General features: G+C 63.2%; 19 protein-coding genes. 9 read left to right on the top strand and 10 right to left on the bottom strand.

Annotation, left to right across the window (positions count from 1 at the left end):
- Positions 1–25: 25 nt before the first annotated feature.
- Both YH3_RS20035 and YH3_RS20030 read right to left on the bottom strand, forming a co-directional pair.
- Complete coding sequence (locus tag YH3_RS20035) at positions 26–802, bottom strand: ABC transporter permease (RefSeq protein ID WP_042448972.1); 777 nt, start codon at positions 800–802, stop codon at positions 26–28.
- Between the two features lie 37 nt (positions 803–839).
- A complete protein-coding gene (locus YH3_RS20030; protein WP_082920613.1) occupies positions 840–1,835 on the bottom strand; it encodes an ATP-binding cassette domain-containing protein in 996 nt (331 codons plus the stop codon).
- 97 nt (positions 1,836–1,932) lie between these two features.
- On the opposite strand from YH3_RS20030, the gene YH3_RS20025 reads away from it, so the two are divergent.
- Positions 1,933–2,901, top strand: coding sequence for a YafY family protein (locus YH3_RS20025; RefSeq protein ID WP_030536310.1), 969 nt, complete (start codon positions 1,933–1,935; stop codon positions 2,899–2,901).
- A gap of 96 nt (positions 2,902–2,997) precedes the next feature.
- Here YH3_RS20025 and YH3_RS20020 read toward each other — a convergent pair whose 3' ends face one another.
- A complete protein-coding gene (locus YH3_RS20020) occupies positions 2,998–3,201 on the bottom strand; it encodes a cold-shock protein (RefSeq protein WP_003946232.1) in 204 nt (67 codons plus the stop codon).
- 314 nt (positions 3,202–3,515) lie between these two features.
- Between YH3_RS20020 and YH3_RS20015 the strand changes: the two genes are divergently transcribed.
- The 3 genes from YH3_RS20015 to YH3_RS20005 are packed head-to-tail and all read left to right on the top strand — an operon-like array spanning position 3,516 to position 6,908.
- Positions 3,516–3,725 carry a heavy-metal-associated domain-containing protein gene (locus YH3_RS20015; protein WP_003946267.1) on the top strand — a complete coding sequence of 70 codons (210 nt, stop codon included), beginning with the start codon at positions 3,516–3,518 and terminating at the stop codon, positions 3,723–3,725.
- 7 nt (positions 3,726–3,732) lie between these two features.
- Positions 3,733–4,647: a hypothetical protein gene (locus tag YH3_RS20010; RefSeq protein ID WP_064443913.1), complete on the top strand. Its 915-nt coding sequence runs from the start codon at positions 3,733–3,735 to the stop codon at positions 4,645–4,647.
- Positions 4,647–6,908 carry a cation-translocating P-type ATPase gene (locus tag YH3_RS20005; RefSeq protein ID WP_003946240.1) on the top strand — a complete coding sequence of 754 codons (2,262 nt, stop codon included), beginning with the start codon at positions 4,647–4,649 and terminating at the stop codon, positions 6,906–6,908. Before YH3_RS20010 ends, YH3_RS20005 begins: the two co-directional genes overlap by 1 nt.
- Positions 6,909–6,966: 58 nt before the next feature.
- Here YH3_RS20005 and rsmA read toward each other — a convergent pair whose 3' ends face one another.
- From rsmA to YH3_RS19990, 3 genes are read right to left on the bottom strand one after another with little or no spacing between them, the layout of a single operon-like run.
- Entirely contained in the window at positions 6,967–7,866 is a 900-nt protein-coding gene (gene rsmA, locus YH3_RS20000; RefSeq protein ID WP_003946263.1) for a 16S rRNA (adenine(1518)-N(6)/adenine(1519)-N(6))-dimethyltransferase RsmA, read from the bottom strand.
- 9 nt (positions 7,867–7,875) lie between these two features.
- Positions 7,876–9,003, bottom strand: a complete 1,128-nt coding sequence (locus YH3_RS19995; RefSeq protein ID WP_030536312.1) for a resuscitation-promoting factor — start codon at positions 9,001–9,003, stop codon at positions 7,876–7,878.
- 31 nt (positions 9,004–9,034) lie between these two features.
- On the bottom strand, positions 9,035–10,159 hold the full coding sequence (locus YH3_RS19990) for a resuscitation-promoting factor (RefSeq protein WP_042921286.1): 1,125 nt from the start codon (positions 10,157–10,159) through the stop codon (positions 9,035–9,037).
- Positions 10,160–10,395: 236 nt separating this feature from the next.
- Here YH3_RS19990 and YH3_RS19985 point away from each other — a divergent pair, with 236 nt between their 5' ends.
- On the top strand, positions 10,396–11,844 hold the full coding sequence (locus YH3_RS19985) for an amino acid ABC transporter substrate-binding protein/permease (protein WP_051649535.1): 1,449 nt from the start codon (positions 10,396–10,398) through the stop codon (positions 11,842–11,844).
- Positions 11,841–12,608: an amino acid ABC transporter ATP-binding protein gene (locus tag YH3_RS19980; protein WP_003946239.1), complete on the top strand. Its 768-nt coding sequence runs from the start codon at positions 11,841–11,843 to the stop codon at positions 12,606–12,608. The genes YH3_RS19985 and YH3_RS19980 overlap by 4 nt, the downstream gene beginning before the upstream one ends.
- Positions 12,609–12,644: 36 nt before the next feature.
- On the opposite strand, the gene YH3_RS19975 is transcribed toward YH3_RS19980, so the two are convergent.
- The 3 genes from YH3_RS19975 to YH3_RS19965 form a co-directional block, all read right to left on the bottom strand.
- A complete protein-coding gene (locus tag YH3_RS19975) occupies positions 12,645–13,070 on the bottom strand; it encodes a DUF6578 domain-containing protein (protein WP_042448984.1) in 426 nt (141 codons plus the stop codon).
- On the bottom strand, positions 13,067–13,450 hold the full coding sequence (locus YH3_RS19970) for a DUF6578 domain-containing protein (RefSeq protein ID WP_064443912.1): 384 nt from the start codon (positions 13,448–13,450) through the stop codon (positions 13,067–13,069). The genes YH3_RS19975 and YH3_RS19970 overlap by 4 nt, the downstream gene beginning before the upstream one ends.
- 76 nt (positions 13,451–13,526) lie before the next feature.
- A complete protein-coding gene (locus tag YH3_RS19965) occupies positions 13,527–14,354 on the bottom strand; it encodes a TatD family hydrolase (RefSeq protein ID WP_064443911.1) in 828 nt (275 codons plus the stop codon).
- A gap of 21 nt (positions 14,355–14,375) precedes the next feature.
- On the opposite strand from YH3_RS19965, the gene metG reads away from it, so the two are divergent.
- A complete protein-coding gene (metG, locus tag YH3_RS19960) occupies positions 14,376–15,974 on the top strand; it encodes a methionine--tRNA ligase (RefSeq protein ID WP_003946248.1) in 1,599 nt (532 codons plus the stop codon).
- Positions 15,975–16,055: 81 nt separating this feature from the next.
- Positions 16,056–17,303 (top strand): DUF2786 domain-containing protein, encoded by a 1,248-nt coding sequence (locus tag YH3_RS19955; protein WP_231917384.1) that lies wholly within the window; start codon positions 16,056–16,058, stop codon positions 17,301–17,303.
- Here YH3_RS19955 and rsmI read toward each other — a convergent pair.
- Positions 17,300–18,130, bottom strand: coding sequence for a 16S rRNA (cytidine(1402)-2'-O)-methyltransferase (gene rsmI, locus YH3_RS19950; protein WP_003946264.1), 831 nt, complete (start codon positions 18,128–18,130; stop codon positions 17,300–17,302). The genes YH3_RS19955 and rsmI overlap by 4 nt on opposite strands.
- A 74-nt stretch (positions 18,131–18,204) precedes the next feature.
- Between rsmI and YH3_RS19945 the strand changes: the two genes are divergently transcribed.
- Complete coding sequence (locus YH3_RS19945; protein ID WP_003946230.1) at positions 18,205–19,713, top strand: dolichyl-phosphate-mannose--protein mannosyltransferase; 1,509 nt, start codon at positions 18,205–18,207, stop codon at positions 19,711–19,713.
- Positions 19,714–19,752: the final 39 nt, after the last annotated feature.

Genomic DNA, 19,752 nt, shown 5'->3' with positions numbered 1-19,752 from the left:
CCGTCCGACAGCCAGCACACCCACGCTATTTCACCGCGCGCACACCTACGCCCAGACCGACCACCGCCACGCCCAAGGCGGCGACGATTCCTGCCAGAACGCTGCTCGACGCGAAGTCTCCGGCAAAGAGTGCCCGCTCGGCGTCTACGACGTAGCCGAGCGGATTGATGTTCACGAGGACCTTCATCCAACCTGGTGCGTCCTCGAGTGGAAGCATGGTTCCCGACAGGATCAGGAGCGGGAACATCAGCGTCTGCTGAACGACCCAGAACATCCAATCCTGCTCTCGCACAGCCAGAGCGAGAGCGTACGAGAGCGCACCGAGTCCGACGCCGAACACTCCGAGCAGGACTATCCCGAGCGCGGCTCCCGCTGCATTGACGTCCAATCCGAGCGGAAGTGCGACCAGAATGATCAGAATCGCCTGCGCGGCAAGCGGAACCATCTCCTTGCACGCTCGCCCGATCAACAAGGACGAGCGTCGGAGCGGAGTCACCAACATTCGCTCGTGCGATCCCTGCTGCATCTCCATCAGGAGGTTGGACCCGGTCATCGTCGTTCCGAAGATCGCGATCATCACCAACACACCGGGAATGAACCAATTCCATACGCCGTCACCGGTACCCGGAACCCCTTTGAGCAGAGGCCCGAACAACGCCAACAGGATCAGCGGCTGGATGAGGCTGAAGATGACGCTGACCGGGTCGCGCAACATCGGTCGTAGCTCACGGCCCATCACGATTGCGCTGTCTCGAACGATGTTGCCGTGCACGGTACGTGGGGTATCGAGTGTGATTGTCATGGCGGATTCCTGTTCGTCGTAGTTCTTTGTCGTAGTTCTAGGAAGCGACCGCGGCGGCGCTCTCGCGCAGGCTGCGGCCGGTGAGAGTGAGGAAGACGTCGTCGAGAGTCGGCCTGGTGATGTCGGCAGTGAGTGCGAGGGCGCCGCGGGTATCGGCTTCACGCAGCAATACCGGTAGCGTCGAATCACCCTCGCCGGCACGGATACTCACCGAGTTTGCCTCGACCGTGACGTCACGCACAGTGACAAGTTGCTCGGCCACCGACGCTGCGATGCCGGCCGCTTCGGCACTGTCGAAGGTGAGCAGAAGATGATCCCCCGCGAGATCCGCTTTGAGTGCGGCAGCGGTGTTGTCCGCGATGACAGTGCCTTCGTCGATGACGATGACCCGCTCTGCCATCGAATCCGCTTCTTCGAGGTAGTGCGTGGTCAGCACGATCGTGGTGCCCATCTCGCGCCGCAGCCGGAGGATGTGGTCCCAGAGGTTGGCCCGACTCTGCGGGTCCATGCCCGTGGTCGGCTCGTCGAGGAACAGGAGCGGTGGGCGATGCACCAGGCCGAGGGCGATATCGAGCCGCCGGCGCTGCCCGCCGGACAGCGTACTGACCTTTCGAGTGCCCAACTCGGTGAGTTCGAGATCACGCAGCAATTCGTCGGCCCGGACCTGCGAGTCGCCCTTGGGCATTCCGTAGCACAACCCCTGCGTCACCAACTCGTCGCGAACTCGCTGGTTGTGGCCGGCGCCGTTCCCCTGTCCGACGTATCCGAGGCTGGAGCGCACCTCGTTTCGTGCCGCGGAGATGTCAAATCCTGCGATTCGCGCGCTGCCGGACGTGGGCTCGAGCAAGGTGGTCAGCATGCGCAACGTCGTCGATTTTCCGGCACCGTTCGGCCCCAGCAAGGCAACCAACTCACCCTCCGCTACGTCGAGCGTGACTCCCTTGACTGCTTCCACGAGTTTCTTGCCCTGGGCGAAGTGCTTGGTGAGCGCCTTCGTCTCGATCATCGGTCTGCCGTCGTTGATGCGACTCATGACGTGGCCCCAATTTCTTCTCGACTGGTCGGATGTGGACCAACCTAAATTCAATTGAGGACGCATTGGGTCCTAAATGTTTGGCAGACTTCTGGCCATGAAGGAGACATCGGCTCGCCTACTGCGGTTGCTGTCACTGCTCCAGACGCGTCGAGACTGGTCCGGTGCCGAACTCGCGGACAAACTCGCGATCACCCCGCGCACGGTTCGACGTGACGTGGACCGCCTCCGCGATCTCGGCTATCCGGTCGACGCGACAGTCGGAGTCGGTGGCGGATATCGCCTGGGAGCGGGCGCGGAGATGCCCCCGCTACAGCTCGATGACGAAGAAGTGCTCGCGGTGGCACTTTCACTGCAGTCCGGAGCGACCGGCTCTGTGGTCGGCATCGGCGAGGCTTCGATGCGCGCGCTGGCGAAGCTGCGGCAGATCATGCCGTCGAGGCTGCGACACCGTCTGGAGTCGCTGTCGATCGATGTCGTGCCACGCGAGCCCGCCGCGAGCGCAGTCGATGCGTCGGTCTTGTCCGCCATCGCGTCGGTGTGCCACAACCACGAACGCCTGCGATTCGACTACAGCACTCACGACGGCACCCAGAGCCGGCGCGAGGTGGAACCGTACCGGCTCGTACGGTCGGGTGTCCGGTGGTATCTGGTGGCCTGGGATCTCGCTCGCGAAGACTGGCGATCATTTCGCGTAGACAGAATGGAACCCAAGATCCCCACCGGCCCACGATTCGTGCCGCGGGAACTACCCGCCGGTGGTGCAGCAGACTTCGTTTCCCGCGGTGTCGCTCGGGCCTATTCCTCCACGCGCGCAACAGTTCTACTGCATGCACCCATCGAGCAGATAGCACCCATGGTCAGCGAACAGTGGGGATCGGTGGAGTCCACCGACGAAGGGCGTTGCGTCATAGTGCTTTCGGGCACTTCTCTGCGATCGATCGCACACTGGCTCAGAGCTTTCGACGTCGATTTCACCGTTGTGAATCCACCTGAACTCCGCGAGGAATGCCGCACGATCGCGGCGGAGACGGCGGTCGCCACTCAGCGGTATCTGGATGCATGACAGCGTTTTTCACCCAAATACAACAAGACCCCAACTCCGAAGAGTTGGGGTCTTGTCAGTACGTCATGCGTCGGTTGCCCGACTCACATGGACGTCTTAGACGATGGTAACGCCGGTGGCCTGCGGGCCCTTGTTGCCCTGACCGATCTCGAACGCCACGCGCTGGTTCTCCTCGAGAGTGCGGAAGCCGCCACTCTGGATCTCGGAGTAGTGAACGAAGACGTCAGCACTGCCGTCTTCGGGAGCGATGAAGCCGAACCCCTTCTCGGAGTTGAACCACTTCACGATGCCCTCTGCCATGTAAATCTCCTCTAACACAGTGTCAACAGGCAGTCGCTTCGACCGCCCGGGTCACTTACTACGACCGTTCTGAGACAAATCCGTGGAGGATGTCCAAACGCTCGCAACCTAACCATTTGCGAGCGTGGAAACACAAACACAAACACTTACGACCACCACAAGTAGACCACACATCCGCCGTGTTGTCTTCCCTGAGGCCTTCATCACTGCCCAGCCCGTTGACAGGCATACCCCCTGGGGGTACCTTCGATTGCAGAGCGATACCTACACCGGGTATCCGTAAAATAAGCTTTCCACAACCGAAGGGACCTGCGATGACCACCGCCGAATACACCGTTTCCGGAATGACCTGCGGACACTGCGTCGGATCCGTCAAGGAAGAGATCGGCAACATCGCGGGAGTAACCGCGGTGGATGTCGAACTGGCGAGCGGACGTGTCGTCGTCACCAGCGATGCTCCCGTCTCCGCAGCCGACGTCGTCGCAGCAGTCGACGAAGCCGGCTACGCAGTCGTACCAAGCTGAGTCAGCCGTGCGCACCTCGACAACACTTGCCGCCTACGCCGTAGGGCTGGTCGCCGTCTTCGGCGCCGCCCTCGGCGTGGGGGCCGCAATCGGAAGCCCGATAGACATGTCCACCGCCCAGCACAGCACCCACGAATCAACCACCGAATCGATGCCAGGCATGGATTCGGCAACACCTGCAGGTCTCGAAGTCTCCTCCGGCGGATACACACTCACCGATGTGACCGCACCCGGTCGAGCTGGGGAGCCGGGAACCTTGACCTTCCGGATTCTCGACGACACCAACACGCCCGTCGTCGATTTCGACCTCCTGCACGAGAAGAAACTCCACCTCATTGTCGTCCGAAACGACACCAGCGAATTCCGCCACGTACATCCGTCCCTCGCTGCAGACGGCACCTGGTCGATCGACTGGGCCTGGCCCGCCGCCGGCACCTACCGAGTCTTCGCGGACTTCGATCCCACCGACGGCACCCAACTGACACTCGGCCGAAACTTCGACGTGGCAGGCGAATTCACTCCTGCGCCGCTACCTGCGAAGAGCGCGACCGCAACCGTCGACGGATACACCGTGACTCTCGACGGTGATCTGACCACTGCCGGCGGCCCGATCACGCTGAGCGTTGCTCGCGACGGAGCCCCGGTCACCGATCTCGATCCGTACCTCGGTGCCTTCGGTCACCTCGTTGCCCTGCGCACCGGCGACCTCGCCTACCTGCACGTGCACCCCGAAGGCGAGCCAGGCGACGGCGTCACAGCTCCTGGTCCGGACATTTCCTTCCACGCACAGGCACCGAGCGAAGGCACATACCGGCTGTTCCTCGACTTCCAGCACGAAGGCGTGGTTCGGACCGCCGAATTCACTGTTGATGCAGGCACTTCCACGGCTTCAGTTCCAGACAATCACGAGGGAGGGCACTGATGACGTCACCGACTGCGGTCGACAATGCTGCCAACTCGAGCAGCGTCGAACTCGCGATCACCGGGATGACCTGCGCCTCCTGCGCGTCACGAATCGAGAAGAAGCTCAACAAGATCGACGGCGTCACAGCCACCGTCAACTACGCGACGGAAAAGGCCAAGGTCACCTTCCCGGACGGGGTGCCCGTCGAAGATCTGGTCACTGCCGTCGAGAATGCCGGCTATTCCGCCGCGCTCCCCAAACCGCCCAGCGCACCGGACACCGTCGACCCGGATGCGGAAACCCCGCAGGATCGTGATCTGCGCGAGCTTCGTACCCGCCTGATCATCTCGACTCTGCTCTCCGTGCCGGTCATCGCTATGGCAATGATTCCTGCGCTGCAGTTCGACAACTGGCAGTGGCTCTCCCTCACGCTGGCCGCACCGGTCATCGTGTGGGCGGCCCTCCCCTTCCACCGGGCTGCCTGGGTGAACCTGCGTCACGGCGCGGCCACGATGGACACGCTCATCTCGCTGGGCACCATCTCGGCCTTCGTCTGGTCGCTCTACGCACTGTTCTTCGGCACTGCGGGCGAAGCCGGTATGAAGCACGCCTTCCGGCTGACGGTCGACCGGATGGACGGCAGCGCCAACATCTACCTCGAAGTTGCCGCGGGCGTCATCACGTTCGTGCTGGCCGGACGCTACTTCGAGCACAAGTCCAAGCGCACGTCCGGCGCCGCACTACGCGCACTCATGGAGCTCGGTGCAAAAGACGTCGCGGTACTGCGCAACGGCGTCGAAGTACGAATCCCCGCCGAAGAACTGGCAGCGGGCGACTCCTTCATCGTCCGGCCCGGCGAGAAGATCGCCACCGACGGCATCATCACCGAGGGCCGCTCAGCCGTCGACATGAGCATGTTGACGGGTGAATCCGTGCCTGAGGAAGTCGGTGTCGGGGACACTGTCGTCGGCGCCACCGTCAACGTCGGTGGAACCTTGACCGTCGAGGCAACCCGGGTCGGGAGCGACACCCAACTCGCCCAGATGGCGGCACTGGTCGAAGACGCCCAGAACGGCAAGGCCGAAGTTCAGCGCCTCGCCGATCGGATCGCCGGTATCTTCGTACCGGTCGTCATCGCGATTGCCGTTGCGACACTGGGCTACTGGCTCGGTACCGGTAACCCTATCGAGATGGCCTTCACCGCTGCGGTCGCCGTGCTGATCATCGCGTGCCCCTGTGCCCTCGGATTGGCAACGCCCACAGCCCTGTTGGTGGGCACGGGTCGCGGAGCTCAGATGGGAATCCTCATCAAGGGACCCGAGGTGCTCGAATCGACGCGCGCAGTCGACACCGTCGTGCTCGACAAGACGGGAACCGTCACCACCGGTCAGATGACATTGCTGGACACCGTGGTGGGCGAAGGAACAACCGTCGACGAGGTCCTTCGGCTGGCGGGCGCACTCGAACATCGCTCCGAGCACCCCATCGCCGCAGCGATCGCGAAGGGTGCGACCGAAGCTGTGGGCGAATTGCCTACGGTCGAGGATTTCGTGAACGTCGCCGGGCGCGGCGTGCAGGGAATGGTCGACGGTCACGCAGTCGTCGCGGGCCGAGACGCGCTGCTCGCCGACTGGTCGATGCCGTTGCCGGAAAATCTCCGCGAGGCGAAGGCTGCAGCAGAGAAGGCCGGGCGCACCGCAATCGCGGTGGGCTGGGACGGCAAGGCGCACGGCATCCTCGTGATCGCCGACGCGGTCAAGGACACGAGCGCCGAAGCAATCGCGCAGTTGAAAGCACTCGGCCTCGAACCGGTTCTGCTGACCGGTGACAACGCCACCGTTGCTCGCACTGTCGCGGATCAGGTCGGGATCAGCACCGTCTTCGCCGAGGTCATGCCTGCGGACAAGGTCGACGCCGTCAAGAAACTGCAGGCGGAAGGACGCGTCGTGGCCATGGTCGGCGACGGCGTGAACGACGCGGCAGCCCTGGCTCAGGCCGATCTCGGCCTGGCGATGGGCACGGGTACCGACGTTGCGATCGAGGCCAGCGACATCACTCTGGTGCGAGGTGACCTGCGGTCGGCAGCCGATGCAATTCGACTGTCCCGCAAGACGCTCAAGACCATCAAGGGCAACCTGTTCTGGGCATTCGCCTACAACACGGCTGCGATCCCGCTGGCTGCGGCCGGCCTGCTCAACCCGATGCTCGCCGGTGCCGCAATGGCATTCAGCAGTGTGTTCGTGGTGAGCAACAGCCTGAGGTTGCGGCGGTTCAAATAAGGGGGCAAGCCCCTGTGCGCGGTTAGGGAGTCCCTGCACTCCTTAACCGCGCACGGGACTATTCGCCTCCAGCCAGCCGAACGAAGGCTGCTGCGTCGAGCATCTCACCACGCGTCTGTGGCTCGATGCCGGCAGCGAGGAGCCGTCGTTCGGCCTCGGCAGGCGAACCTGCCCAACCGCTGAGCGCGGCACGCAAAGTCTTGCGGCGCTGCGCGAATGCGGCGTCGATCGCCGCAAAAACCTGCTTGCGGTGTTTCTCGTCCATCGGCCACGGCGGCTCCGCATACCGGTCGATACGAACCAGACCTGATTCCACCTTCGGCACCGGCCAGAACACGTTGCGTCCGACGGCACCGGCGCGGCGAACCTCGCCGAAGAAGTTGGCCTTGACGCTGGGAACGCCGTAGATCTTGCTTCCCGGATCAGCCGCCAGGCGATCGGCAACCTCGGCTTGCACCATCACGAGCGCGGTCCGCAGACTCGGGAGCGATGCGAACAGATGCAACAGCACCGGCACCGCGACGTTGTACGGCAGGTTCGCGACAAGCGCGGTCGGCTCGCCGGGAATCTGCGAAGGCAGCACACGCATCGCGTCGGCTTCGACGACGGTCAGGCGATCGGCCAGTTCCGGCGCTCGCTCGGCCACCGTCTTCGGCAGGCGAGCCGCGAGGTTGGGATCGATCTCGACCGCGATGACCCGATCGACCACGTCCATCAGCGCCATCGTCAGCGAACCGAGACCAGGCCCTACCTCGAGAACGACGTCGTCACGTGTCACGCCTGCCGTGGTGACGATGCGCCTCACGGTATTGGCGTCGTGAACGAAGTTCTGCCCCAACTGTTTCGTGGGCCGGACACCGAATTCCTCGGCAAGAGCGCGCACCTCGACCGGACCGAGCAGGGCTGCCTGCCCGCGCGGAGTAGCGATGGGTTCGTTCGATTGTTCGGCGTCTGACACCAGTAGAACTTATCCCAGTCCGAGGCGACCCGAGCACGACGGCCATGCGCCCCAGCCCTGAGTGCGCTGGGTCTGTGTCGCAATCGCGATCTGTTCTTCACGGGTGGCGAGGTCGGCGCGGGGCGCATACTTCAACCCGCCCTGTCGTTCCCAGGTGTTCTGATCGAACTGCACGCCGCCGTAGAAACCGTTGCCGGTGTTGATGGCCCAGTTACCGGTGGCCTCGCACTGTGCGAGCGCATCCCACGTCGAACCGTTCTCCACGGGCGGCACCTCGGTGCCCGGCTTCGTTCCGACACGCACGACCTTCGGCTGCGCCGGTGTGGTGATCGTCTCCGCGACCTGGGCACGTCCGGCTTCGACACCGTTGACGAGATTCACGGCGAACGTCACGTCACGCACACCGGGCACGCCCGGGTTCTCGACGATCGTGCGACTCTGGTTCATCGTCGGATCCTCGATGCGCTGATCCGGCGGATCGAGCGGCAAGGTCTCGACCTTGTTCTCGGTGCGGTTGCGCGTCACCGTGACCTCCAGGCCCTCGGTCAGTGGAGCGTCGGCGGCGGGAACCACCGTGTCCGACTGCTCGAGCGGAGTGCCGTTGGCGGTAAGGAACTCCCCGACCGTCGGCGCCGCGATACGCACGTCTGCTGCCGCGTTTGCGCCGTCGACCAGTTTTGCGACGACCGGTGTCAGCACGTCGAGCGCGGCGCCGTCCAGCGGAAGACGCTGCGAGCGCGAAGCCGACACGTGCACATCCGCCGCGACGTCCAACTGCTTCAACGCGTCGTCGACGGTCAAGGCAGTGGTCCAGAGCTTCTGCGGCTGACCGTCGACCGTCAGCGTGATCTCACGGGCACGACGGAGCACCACGGTGTCGCCGTCGGACAGCGAAGCGTCGGCCGCGGGAGCAACTGCATCCTTGTCACCGATCGGGTAACCCGCGTCCTCGAGAGCGCCGTCGACGTTGGTCGACATGGTGCTCAGGCGAATCTGCTCACCGTCGACATCGAGAGTGATGGTCTTGTGCCGGACGACGGCCAGAACACCACCCACGAGAACCGTCAGGAGAAGAGCGGCGATCGCCGAGTACAACAACGGCGACCTGGTCGAGTTGATCTTGGCGAACGGTGACATCGGTTCCTGTGTTCTGTGAGGTGTGAGCGCGTCAGCGCAGGCCCAATTTGCTGGTGCAGGACGGCCAAGCACCCCAGCCCTGACCGGCGCGGACCTTCTCGCCGATCGCGATCTGCTGTTCACGTGATGCGAGGTCGGCGCGAGCTGCGTACTGACCGCCGCCGAATGCTTCCCAGGTGCTCTGGGTGAACTGAAGTCCTCCGTAGAAACCGTTGCCGGTGTTGATGGCCCAGTTTCCGGTCGCCTCGCACTGAGCAATGGCATCCCACGTCGACGCGTTGGACACAGCGGGAGCGGAAGCCTGCTTGGTACCGACCTTCACCACTGCTGCGACCGGTTCCTTGATCACGGTCGCGGACAGTTCGGTTCGTCCGGCCTCGACGCCGTTGACGGTCTTGACCTCGACAGTGGCCGTGCGCTCACCCGGAACACCCGGGTTCTCGACGACGGTCTTGTCCTTCTCCAGCTCGGGATCCTCGACCTTGTTCTCCGGCGGCGCGATCGGCTGCGTCTCGACGCGAGTGTCCGTGCGGTCGCGAGTGACCTGGATGGTCAGGCCGTTGGTAACGGGTGTGTCGGCGGTGGGAACCACCGAGTCGGCCTGCTCGAGCGGCGCATTCTTGGCCGCGAGAAGATCGCCGACGGTCACGGCGGCGAGCTTGACCTCCGCCGCCGGAGCACCACCGTCGCTGACGCTGACGGTCTTCGGGCTGACGACGTCGAGCTCGGTCCGTTCGAGCGGCAGACGATGCGAGCGCGAAGCCGAGACTGCGAAGTCGTCGGAAACATCTACCTGCTTCAATGCCTCGTCGACCGTCAATGCGGTGGTCCAGATGGTGGTCGGCTGACCGTCGACGGTCAGAGCCAACTCACGGGCACGGCGTAGTACGACGGTATCGCCATCGGACAGGGAGGAATCGGCACTGGGTGCGAGCGCGTCCTTGGGATCGACCGGGTATCCGGCGTCCTCGAGAGCGGTACCGACGCTGCTCGACATCGTGGACAGCGAAATCATGTCGCCGTCGACGTCGAGGGTGATCGTCTTGTGCCGAACCACGGCGAGCGCACCCCCGACGATGAGCGTCAGAAGCAACGCACCCACCACTGAATAGAGAAGTGGTGACTTCGTGGAGTTGATCTTGGCAAAAGGCGACACAGGAAATCCCAAGGCAGACGACGTTCGATCACAATACGGTAACGACCGAGCGTTGTATCGGCAACCAAATCACAACGAAATGCGACTTTTGTCACGGAACGGCAACGGCGTGTCGTGTGTTCTGCACTTTCCGGCTCCGATACCCGTGTATCGATTCAGCTCTGGGCGCAGTATGTTCTCGTCTGGTTCAAAGCAGTCCGGCGATCCCGGGCGCGACAGAAGAAAGCTGGGCGATAGTGCGAAGAAGATTCGACAGACCACGTAATGCCAGGTGGCCGATCCTGGCCATCCTGCTGGCGCTGATCGCAGCGCTGTTCGCCCCCGGAATCGCGAGCGCGCAACCCGGCCGCACCTACACGATCGCCACCGATCTGACATTCGCCCCGTTCGAATTCGAGAACGAAGACGGCAAACTCGTCGGCATCGACATCGACCTGCTCAATGCGATCGCCGAGGACCAAGGCTTCAAGGTCGACATCAAACAGCTCGGCTTCGACGCGGCCCTTCAGGCCGTGCAGGCCGGGCAGGCGGACGGCGTCATCGCGGGCATGTCCATCACCGACGCCCGCAAGCAGGTGTTCGACTTCTCCGACGCGTACTTCGAGTCGGGCGTGCAGATGGCGGTCCTCGAGACCGACAACGACGTGAAGTCGTACGAGGATCTGAGGGGCAAGCGCGTCGCCGTCAAGAACGGCACCGAGGGCGCCAGCTTCGCCGAGTCCATCAAGGACCAATACGGCTTCACCACAGTCTATTTCGCCGACTCCGCCAGCATGTACGACGAGGTCCGCACCGGGAACTCCGTCGCAGTCTTCGACGACTACCCCGTCCTCGCCTACGGCATCACACAGGGCAACGGCCTCAAGACGGTCACCGAAAAAGAGGTGGGCGCGAGCTACGGCTTCGCAGTCAACAAGGGCCAGAACGCCGAACTGCTCCAGATGTTCAACGCCGGACTGCAGAACCTGCGCGACGACGGCCAGTACGACGAAATCGTCTCGACCTACCTCGGTCAGGGCGCGTCGACGTCGGACAACTCCATCATCGGCTTGATCAAGAGCACCTACCCGCAGCTTCTCAAGGGCCTGTGGTTGACGATCGTTCTCTCCGTCGTCTCGATCGCGATCGCTCTGGTCCTAGGCGCGATCTTCGGTCTCTGCCGCGTTTCCACCAACATGTTCGTCCGAGGTATAGGCACAACCTACGTCGACATCTTCCGCGGCACACCGCTGTTGGTGCAGGCATTCTTCATCTACTTCGGCATCCCGGCAGCCCTGCATTTCCAGATGTCCGCCTTCACCGCAGGCATCATCACGCTCTCGCTCAACGCCGGCGCGTACATGGCTGAAATCGTCCGCGGCGGCATCCTGTCCGTCGACAAGGGACAGATGGAGGCGTCACGAAGCCTGGGCATCAGCTACATGAAGTCGATGCGAAAAGTCATCATGCCGCAGGCAATTCGCACGATGATCCCGTCGTACATCAACCAGTTCGTGATCACCCTCAAGGACACGTCGATCCTGTCGGTCATCGGACTCGCCGAGCTCACTCAGACAGGGCGCATCATCATCGCGCGCAACTTCCAGTCGTTCAACATGTGGCTGATCATCGGCGTCATGTACTTCATCATCATCATGGCGCTCACCAAGCTGTCGAACCGCCTCGAGAAGAGGATCAACAAGTGACCGAAACAGCCGTCAACATGGGCAAGTCCGCCACCGAGGTCAAGATTTCGGTCAAGGGACTGAAGAAGTCGTTCGGCGACAACGAGGTCCTCAAGGGCCTGGACGTCGACATCAAGAGCGGTGAAGTGGTCTGCGTCATCGGGCCTTCAGGTTCCGGCAAGTCGACCTTCCTGCGTTGCCTCAACCGCCTCGAAGACATCACCGCCGGATCCGTGCGCGTCGACCAGTTCGACCTCACGAACAAGGATGTCGACATCGACAAGGTGCGCCAGCACATCGGGATGGTGTTCCAGCACTTCAACCTGTTCCCCCACATGAGCGTCGTCGAAAACGTGATGCTCGCTCCGGTGCAGACCGGGCGATCGACCAAGGAGCAGGCTCGCGAGATCGCCGTCAAACTGCTCGGCCAGGTCGGCCTCGCGGAGAAGGCAGATGCCAAGCCCGCCAGCCTGTCCGGTGGGCAGAAGCAGCGCGTTGCCATAGCCCGCGCACTCGCGATGAGTCCGGACATCATGCTCTTCGACGAGGCCACCAGCGCCCTCGACCCCGAAATGGTGGGTGAGGTTCTGCAGGTGCTGCGCGACCTCGCCAAGCAGGGCATGACCATGGTCGTCGTGACCCACGAGATGGGCTTCGCCCGTGAGGTTTCCGACCGAGTCATCTTCATGGCCGACGGATACATCGTCGAAGAAGGTAAGCCGGAGAGTCTGTTCGGCAACCCCCAGCAGCAGCGCACCCAGGACTTCCTGGCGAAGGTTCTCTAGGGGCAAGCCCCCTGTGCGCCTTTTTGGTAGTGGGGACTACCGGAAAGGCGCACGGGTGGTGGCCAATTCGACGACCAGCCCGGTCTCGATCCGATTCTGCGGCTCGAAGTCGAAGTCGCCGAACCTTCGGAACCACCGAGGACTGGCCTCGACCCTTCGATAGGTCTCGCTACCTTCGACGGGCAACCACATGCGTGGACTTCCGACTTCCTCGTACGTCGTCGTGACCACGAGAATCCCGAGCACCACACCGGTGGTCACGACTCCAGACGCCGGCATCCCGCCGTGAACCCAACCGTCGAAATCGTCGTCCTGCGATCGCGGTGTCAATGTCCACGAGCATGGTTCACCGACCACCGGAAACGGCCCGCAGCACTCGACTTCGACCGCGTCGACATGAACGCTGACGATCCGGACCGAAGAGTCGACCGGCGTCGGCTCAGTGAAGCTGTGCGCCCTCATCCCCTCGCGGGAAGAGCAAGCTCGACGACAACGGCCGTCTCCATCCAGCCACGACGACCGGCAACCAGCGACGACATTCCGCGAAAAGACCGTGGGGCCTTCTCGACTCGAACGTGATCGGTGCTTCCAGGTACCAATACCCAGTGCCTGGGTTCTTGTTCGACAAACTCGCCGCGCTCGAGTCGGATCGAGAGAACGATCCCGGCCGTAGGTTCTACGTCGTCGGGATAGATTCCTCCATGAACCGTCCCGTCGAACCACAGCGACTCACGTATGGGGTGCAAAGCCCACGCAGATTTTTCGCCGACCACCGGCAACGGTGCACAGCACTCGAATTCCCACGTTTCGATGCGGACTGTGACCACGTTGTAGTCATTCATCTGAATACTCCGCGCAGTAGACGGACCAGGACACGACGGTCCCGGGCGCGGAGTTACCTGTCAGACCACCATAGCGTCAGAGCTTGTAGACGCGCTCCGCTGTCGCCGTGGACGCTGCTGCCAGCGCCTGCGGATCCTCACCGCGGATGTCTGCGAGCGCGCGCACTGTGTACGGCAGGCAGTACGACTCGTTGGGCGCACCGCGGAACGGGTGCGGCGTCAAGAACGGCGCATCCGTCTCGACGATCAGCTGATCCGAGGGCACCAACAGCGCGGCCTCACGCAGCGCCTTCGCATTCTTGAAACTCACGGTTCCCGAGAAACTCAACACGTAGCCCGCGTCGATGCACGCACGGGCCATCTCCGAATCCGAGGAGAAGCAGTGGAACACCACAGTCTCCGGCGCGCCTTCCTCGTGCAGCACCCGCAGCAGGTCCTCATCGGCTTCGCGATTGTGAATCATCAGCGTCTTGCCGAGACGCTTCGCGAGGTCGATGTGCCACCGGAAACCGTCGACCTGCTCCTCGATGGTGGCGCACCCTTCGAGCTTGCCTGGCCAGTAGAGATCCAGCCCGGTCTCCCCCACCGCGACAACCCGCGGATCGGACGCCAAACGCTCGATCTCGGCTCTGGTGTCGACATCGAGGACGTTCGCCCTGGTCGGATGGATTGCGACGGCTGCGTAAACCCTCGAATCCCAGTTCGCAGCGTCGACGGCAAAGCATGCGGCATCAAGGTCGTCGGCCACCGTGACGACCCGTCCGACGCCGACGGCCTCGGCCCGATCGACAATTTCGGCCACGGTCGCAGCGTCGTGCGCACCACAGGCGTCGAGGTGCGTATGTGCGTCGATCAGAGGCGACAAGGGCTCAGGGGCATCGGGGGCGGGACGGTCTTTGCTCACGCCCGATAGAGTAAGCCCACCATGACTGTGCCTGCCTCACCCTCCCAGACCCCGCGCCCGGACTCCGCTGCCCCGGAAGGCGCGGAACGATCGCCGTTCTACATCACGACAGCGATCGCGTATCCCAACGGCGCTCCGCACATCGGCCACGCGTACGAGTACATCTCCTCGGACGCGCTCGCCCGCTTCAAGCGGTTGGACGGTCATGAAGTGTTCTTCATGACCGGCACCGACGAGCACGGTCTGAAGATGCAGCAGACAGCGATCAAAGAGGGCATCGACGTCCGCGAACTCGCGGCTCGGAACTCCGACGTGTTCCAGAACCTCGACAAGGTCCTGAACATCTCGTACGACCGGTTCATCCGCACCACCGACGCCGATCATCAGGTCGCCAGCAAGGCGATCTGGGAAAAGATGGCCGCATCGGGCGACATCTACCTCGACACGTACTCGGGGTGGTATTCGGTTCGTGACGAGGCCTTCTACACCGAAGCCGAGACCACGCTTCTGGACGACGGCACCCGTCAGTCGACGGAGACCGGCACTCCGGTGGAGTGGACCGAGGAGTCCAACTACACCTTCCGTCTCTCGGCCTACGAGGACCGTTTGCTTGCTCTGTACGAAGAGCATCCCGAGTTCATTGCCCCCGCGACTCGTCGCAACGAGATCGTCAGCTTCGTCAAGGGCGGCCTCAAGGACCTGTCGATCTCGCGCACCACGTTCGACTGGGGCGTCGAGGTTCCCGGAGACCCCGACCACGTCATGTACGTCTGGGTCGACGCCCTCACCAACTACCTGACCGGCGTGGGTTACCCGAACGTCGACTCGGCGGAGTTCGAGAAGTTCTGGCCCGCGAGCCTGCACATCATCGGCAAGGACATCACGCGTTTCCATACCGTGTACTGGCCGGCGTTCCTCATGTCTGCCGGCATCGAACTGCCGGAGCGGGTCTTCGTCCACGGGTTCTTGTACAACAAGGGCGAGAAGATGTCGAAGTCGGTCGGCAACGTCGTCGACCCCATCGCGATGGTCGATCAGTACGGCCTCGACGCGGTCCGTTTCTTCCTGCTCCGCGAGATCTCGTACGGCCAGGACGGCAGCTACAGCCACGAAGCAATCGTGACGCGTATGAATGCAGACCTGTCCAATGAACTGGGCAACCTCGCGCAGCGTTCACTGACGATGGTCGCGAAGAACTGCGATGCCCAGGTACCGACCCCCGGCGAGTTCACCGAGGACGACCTGGCGATGCTGGCGTCGGCGGATGCCCTGCTTGCCAAGTGCCGCAGCGAGTTCGACGTGCAGGCGCTGCATCTCGCACTGGAAGCCATCTGGGGCGTTCTCGGCGAGACCAACCGGTACTTCTCCAAGCAGGAACCGTGGGTTCTGCGCAAGACGGATCCGGCACGCATGGCGACGGTTCTGTACGTGACGCTCGAAGTGGTCCGTATCGTCGGGCTTCTCGTTCAGCCGGTGATGCCCGACGCGGCGTCACGCATCCTCGATCTGCTTGGCCAGAGCGAAGAGAACCGGCAGTTCGCCGACATTGCGGTTCGCATCGACGCGAACCGGAAACTGCCTGCTCCGGCGCCAGTTTTCCCCCGCTTCGTCGAGGAATGAGCTAAGCGAGAGTGCCGCACGTGGGGTCCGAGATATCCGGTTACAGGCGGATGTGTCGGACCCCACGTGCACACTCCAGCCATGACGACGAATAGAACATACATTCGAACCAGCGCTTCGGCGCAGACACTGCCATGGAACGGAGCGCGGGTGTCCACTCAGGAGGTCAGCCCTCAATCCGTTTCCGCGGTGCGAGATCTCGTTTCAGAACTGTCCGCGGCGTACGACCGCGGATGGCAGCCGGCGGATCTGATTCATCTGGCGCGTCGAAGCAAAGACGCGTCCGACGCCGATCTCGCCGCCACCACCATCCTGTTCGACGCGAAGGCGTCGCGCGCCTCCGATCGCGCTCCGCTCGAATGGGTGGGGCAGTTGCAGACGATCGGCGAGCAGTATCCGAAGTCTCGGCACATCGCTTCTCGAATCACCGTGGACGACGACGTTTTTCGCTCCCTCGCGGCCGGCCTTCTGTTCCAGGATCCCTACTTCCTCGTTTCGCAGATCGTCGACGTCGCGCGATCGTGGATGCGCCTACCTCAGTGGACGGTATTGCTCGCGCCACCATCCACCTGGCCGTCGCAACGCACCCACACCAGCTATGCCGGCGTCGGTGACACCGAGGTCGACGCCAAGGTACTCAAGCGAATTCGTGGGCTACTCGCCAAAGCCGAAGCCACCAACTTCGCGGAAGAAGCCGAGATCTTCACCGCGAAGGCCCAGGAGTTGATGACGCGATACGCGATCGATTCCGCACTGCTCCACAGTCGCGCCGGGGTCACCGACACGTCCGTGAATGCACGACGCATTCACATCGAGAACCCGTACGTGAAAGAAAAAGTTCACCTCCTGACCGAGATCGGCGAATCGAATCGTGTGAGGACGGTGTGGTTCAGCGATATCGCGCTCGCGACCGTCGTCGGCACTCCGGTCGACCTTCAGCAAGTCGACATGCTGTTCACTTCACTACTTGTACAGGCAACCCGTGCAATGCAATTCGCCGACTCGAGCAATCGTGGCGGCTCACGCACCACCTCGTTCCGCAAGGGATTCCTGGCCGGGTTCGCCAGCCGCATCGGACACCGCCTGCGTGACGCCGGCACCAAAGCCACCGCCGAAGCGGCCGACGCGGCATCGATGGACGTCGCGGATCTTCTGCCGATCCTCGCCACCACATCCGAGGCCGTCGACGCCGAATTCGATCGATTGTTCCCGACAACCCGCAAGACTCGCGGACGGTCCGTGGACGCCGAAGGCTGGCACGCCGGCCAGGCTGCAGCCGACGACGCCAACCTGCGTCCCGGCACACCCGCCGTGAACCGCTCCCGCTAGTCCTTGCGCGCAGCCAGGACCGTCTCGTACAACTCACGCTTGGAGACTCCGGCCGTTGCGACCAGAGCACACGCGTCCTTCAATCGTGCTCCCCCCTCGACCAGCCTTTCCACCTCGTCGACCAGATCGGCAGGATCAGATGCCACCAGCACTGCGCCTTCGAGCACCACCGTGATCTCACCGCGAACGCCCTCGGCGGCCCAAGCAGCTAACTCCCCGAGAGTGCCGCGCTTCACTTCCTCGTAGGTCTTGGTCAATTCCCGGCACACAGCCGCGCGGCGATTCGGCCCGAGCACTTCCACCGCATCTGCGAGGCAGTCGGCAAGGCGATGAGGCGCTTCGAAGAACACACACGCTCGCTGCTCGGTTGCCAAGGCAGAGAGCCACGTCTTGCGCTGCCCCTGCTTACGCGGCGGGAACCCGTCGAAGCAGAACCGCTCGACGGGCAATCCGGAGAGTGCCAGCGCCGTCGTCACCGCCGACGGACCGGGCAAGCACGTGACGGCGAGGTTCTCGGCTACGCAGGCGGCGACAAGGCGATATCCGGGATCGCTGACCGACGGCATGCCCGCGTCCGTGACCAGCAGGACGGTCTTGCCTTCGGCGACGTCGGCGACCAGCGCGGGCAGCCGGGAAATCTCGACCTGATCGTAGAAACTGACGATCTTCCCGGTGATGGTTACCTCGAGCGCGGACGCCAGAGACTTGGTGCGTCGTGTGTCCTCCGCAGCAACGACGTCGGCGGTTGCGAGAGCAGACCGAAGACGCGGAGACGCGTCACCGACATCTCCCATGGGTGTTGCGGCGAGTACCAAGCGACCAGTCATACCTGACAGCCTACGATTGCCAGGTGACTGTGCAGACGGACGAGCGGCCAACGCCCGCCACGAGCGATCGGGTAATGCGTAGTCCCGGCCCGCTGGTACCGGATCCTGATTTCGGCCCGACCGACAGATTGCGCGGCTGGATCGTCACCGCTTTCGTCACCGCTATCGCGGCGATCACACGCTTCACGATGCTCGCCTACCCGACCGACGCCGGCACACCTGTCTTCGACGAGAAGCACTACGTTCCGCAGGGCTGGCAAGTTCTGACCGGTGGCGGCATCGAGGACAATCCCGGTTACGGATTGGTGGTACACCCGCCGATCGGTAAGCAGATGATCGCGATCGGCGAAGCACTCTTCGGTTACAACGGTTGGGGGTGGCGATTCTCGTCGGCCCTGGTCGGGACACTGATGGTCTTGCTGATCATCCGGATCGTGCGCCGCATGACGCGGTCCACGCTGATCGGCGCGATTGCCGGAATCCTGCTTATCGTCGACGGCGTCACCTTCGTCTCCTCACGCCTGGGGATGCTCGACATCTTCCTGGCTTTCTTCGTTCTCGCCGCCCTCGGATGCCTGGTGGTCGATCGCGACCAAGTCCGCGAACGGATGGCGAAGGTATACGAAGAGGGCCGAATCGGCGACTCTGCCTGGGGTCCGCGGCTGGGTTTCCGGTGGTGGAGGTTCGGCGCCGGCATCCTGCTCGGCCTGGCCTGCGGAACCAAGTGGTCCGGCATGTACTTCATTCTGTTCTTCGGATTGCTCAGTGTTGCCTTCGACCTGTCAGCGCGCCGCGCCTACCGCGTGCAGCGCCCATGGGTCGGCACTGCAGTTCGCGACATCGGGCCTGCTCTGTATGCGTTGGTGATCATTCCGCTCGGTGTGTACCTCGCGAGCTACTGGGCCTGGTTCACCAGCGAGACCGGCGTCGACCGTCACGCCGTCGGGAACGAGATCGGTGAGGGCGGCACATGGAGCTTCATTCCCTCCGCGCTGCGCTCACTCTGGTACTACAGCGGAAACGTTCTCCAGTTCCACGCCGGTCTGACCAACTCCGCCGGAAACCACCACCCGTGGGAGTCGAAACCGTGGACGTGGCCGATGGGGCTACGACCGATGCTCTACTACTACGCCGACGGCGAGCAGGTCACCGGTTGCGGGGCCGCCAGCTGCGTCAAGGCCGTGATGCTGATCGGCACACCGGCGATGTGGTGGCTGGCCCTACCGATGTTGGCGTGGGCGATCTGGCAGACGTTCGTGCGCAGGGACTGGCGATACGCCGTGGTCCTGACGGGCTACGGTGCCGCTTACCTCCCGTGGTTCGCGACGCTCGACCGCCAGATGTACTACTTCTACGCAGTTGCACTCGCCCCGTTCATGGTCATGGGATTTGCGCTGGTCCTCGGCGATGTACTGGGCAAGGCGAGCGCGTCCGTCGAGCGTCGTACCACCGGACTTCTGGCAGTCAGTCTGTACATCGGTCTGGTCGTGGCCAACTTCGTCTACCTCTGGCCGATACTCACCGCCATGCCGATCACGCCGGAATCGTGGCAGAACCATCTGTGGTTGCCCAGCTGGAAATAACCGGACGACAAAAGGGGCACCGAACCGCAGTTCGGTGCC

It is taken from the genome of Rhodococcus sp. YH3-3, from assembly GCF_001653035.1.
Taxonomy (GTDB): domain Bacteria; phylum Actinomycetota; class Actinomycetes; order Mycobacteriales; family Mycobacteriaceae; genus Rhodococcus_F; species Rhodococcus_F qingshengii.
Note: the sequence above shows the minus strand (reverse complement) of the source record. Positions and strands in the feature narration are given on the sequence as shown.

Coding starts and splice junctions, on each gene's coding strand:
- YH3_RS20035 (WP_042448972.1), bottom strand. CDS start 802: ATGACAATCACACTCGATACCCCACGTACCGTGCACGGCAACATCGTT.
- YH3_RS20030 (WP_082920613.1), bottom strand. CDS start 1,835: ATGAGTCGCATCAACGACGGCAGACCGATGATCGAGACGAAGGCGCTC.
- YH3_RS20025 (WP_030536310.1), top strand. CDS start 1,933: ATGAAGGAGACATCGGCTCGCCTACTGCGGTTGCTGTCACTGCTCCAG.
- YH3_RS20020 (WP_003946232.1), bottom strand. CDS start 3,201: ATGGCAGAGGGCATCGTGAAGTGGTTCAACTCCGAGAAGGGGTTCGGC.
- YH3_RS20015 (WP_003946267.1), top strand. CDS start 3,516: ATGACCACCGCCGAATACACCGTTTCCGGAATGACCTGCGGACACTGC.
- YH3_RS20005 (WP_003946240.1), top strand. CDS start 4,647: ATGACGTCACCGACTGCGGTCGACAATGCTGCCAACTCGAGCAGCGTC.
- YH3_RS19995 (WP_030536312.1), bottom strand. CDS start 9,003: ATGTCACCGTTCGCCAAGATCAACTCGACCAGGTCGCCGTTGTTGTAC.
- YH3_RS19975 (WP_042448984.1), bottom strand. CDS start 13,070: ATGAGGGCGCACAGCTTCACTGAGCCGACGCCGGTCGACTCTTCGGTC.
- YH3_RS19970 (WP_064443912.1), bottom strand. CDS start 13,450: ATGAATGACTACAACGTGGTCACAGTCCGCATCGAAACGTGGGAATTC.
- metG (WP_003946248.1), top strand. CDS start 14,376: ATGACTGTGCCTGCCTCACCCTCCCAGACCCCGCGCCCGGACTCCGCT.
- YH3_RS19955 (WP_231917384.1), top strand. CDS start 16,056: ATGACGACGAATAGAACATACATTCGAACCAGCGCTTCGGCGCAGACA.
- rsmI (WP_003946264.1), bottom strand. CDS start 18,130: ATGACTGGTCGCTTGGTACTCGCCGCAACACCCATGGGAGATGTCGGT.
- YH3_RS19945 (WP_003946230.1), top strand. CDS start 18,205: ATGCGTAGTCCCGGCCCGCTGGTACCGGATCCTGATTTCGGCCCGACC.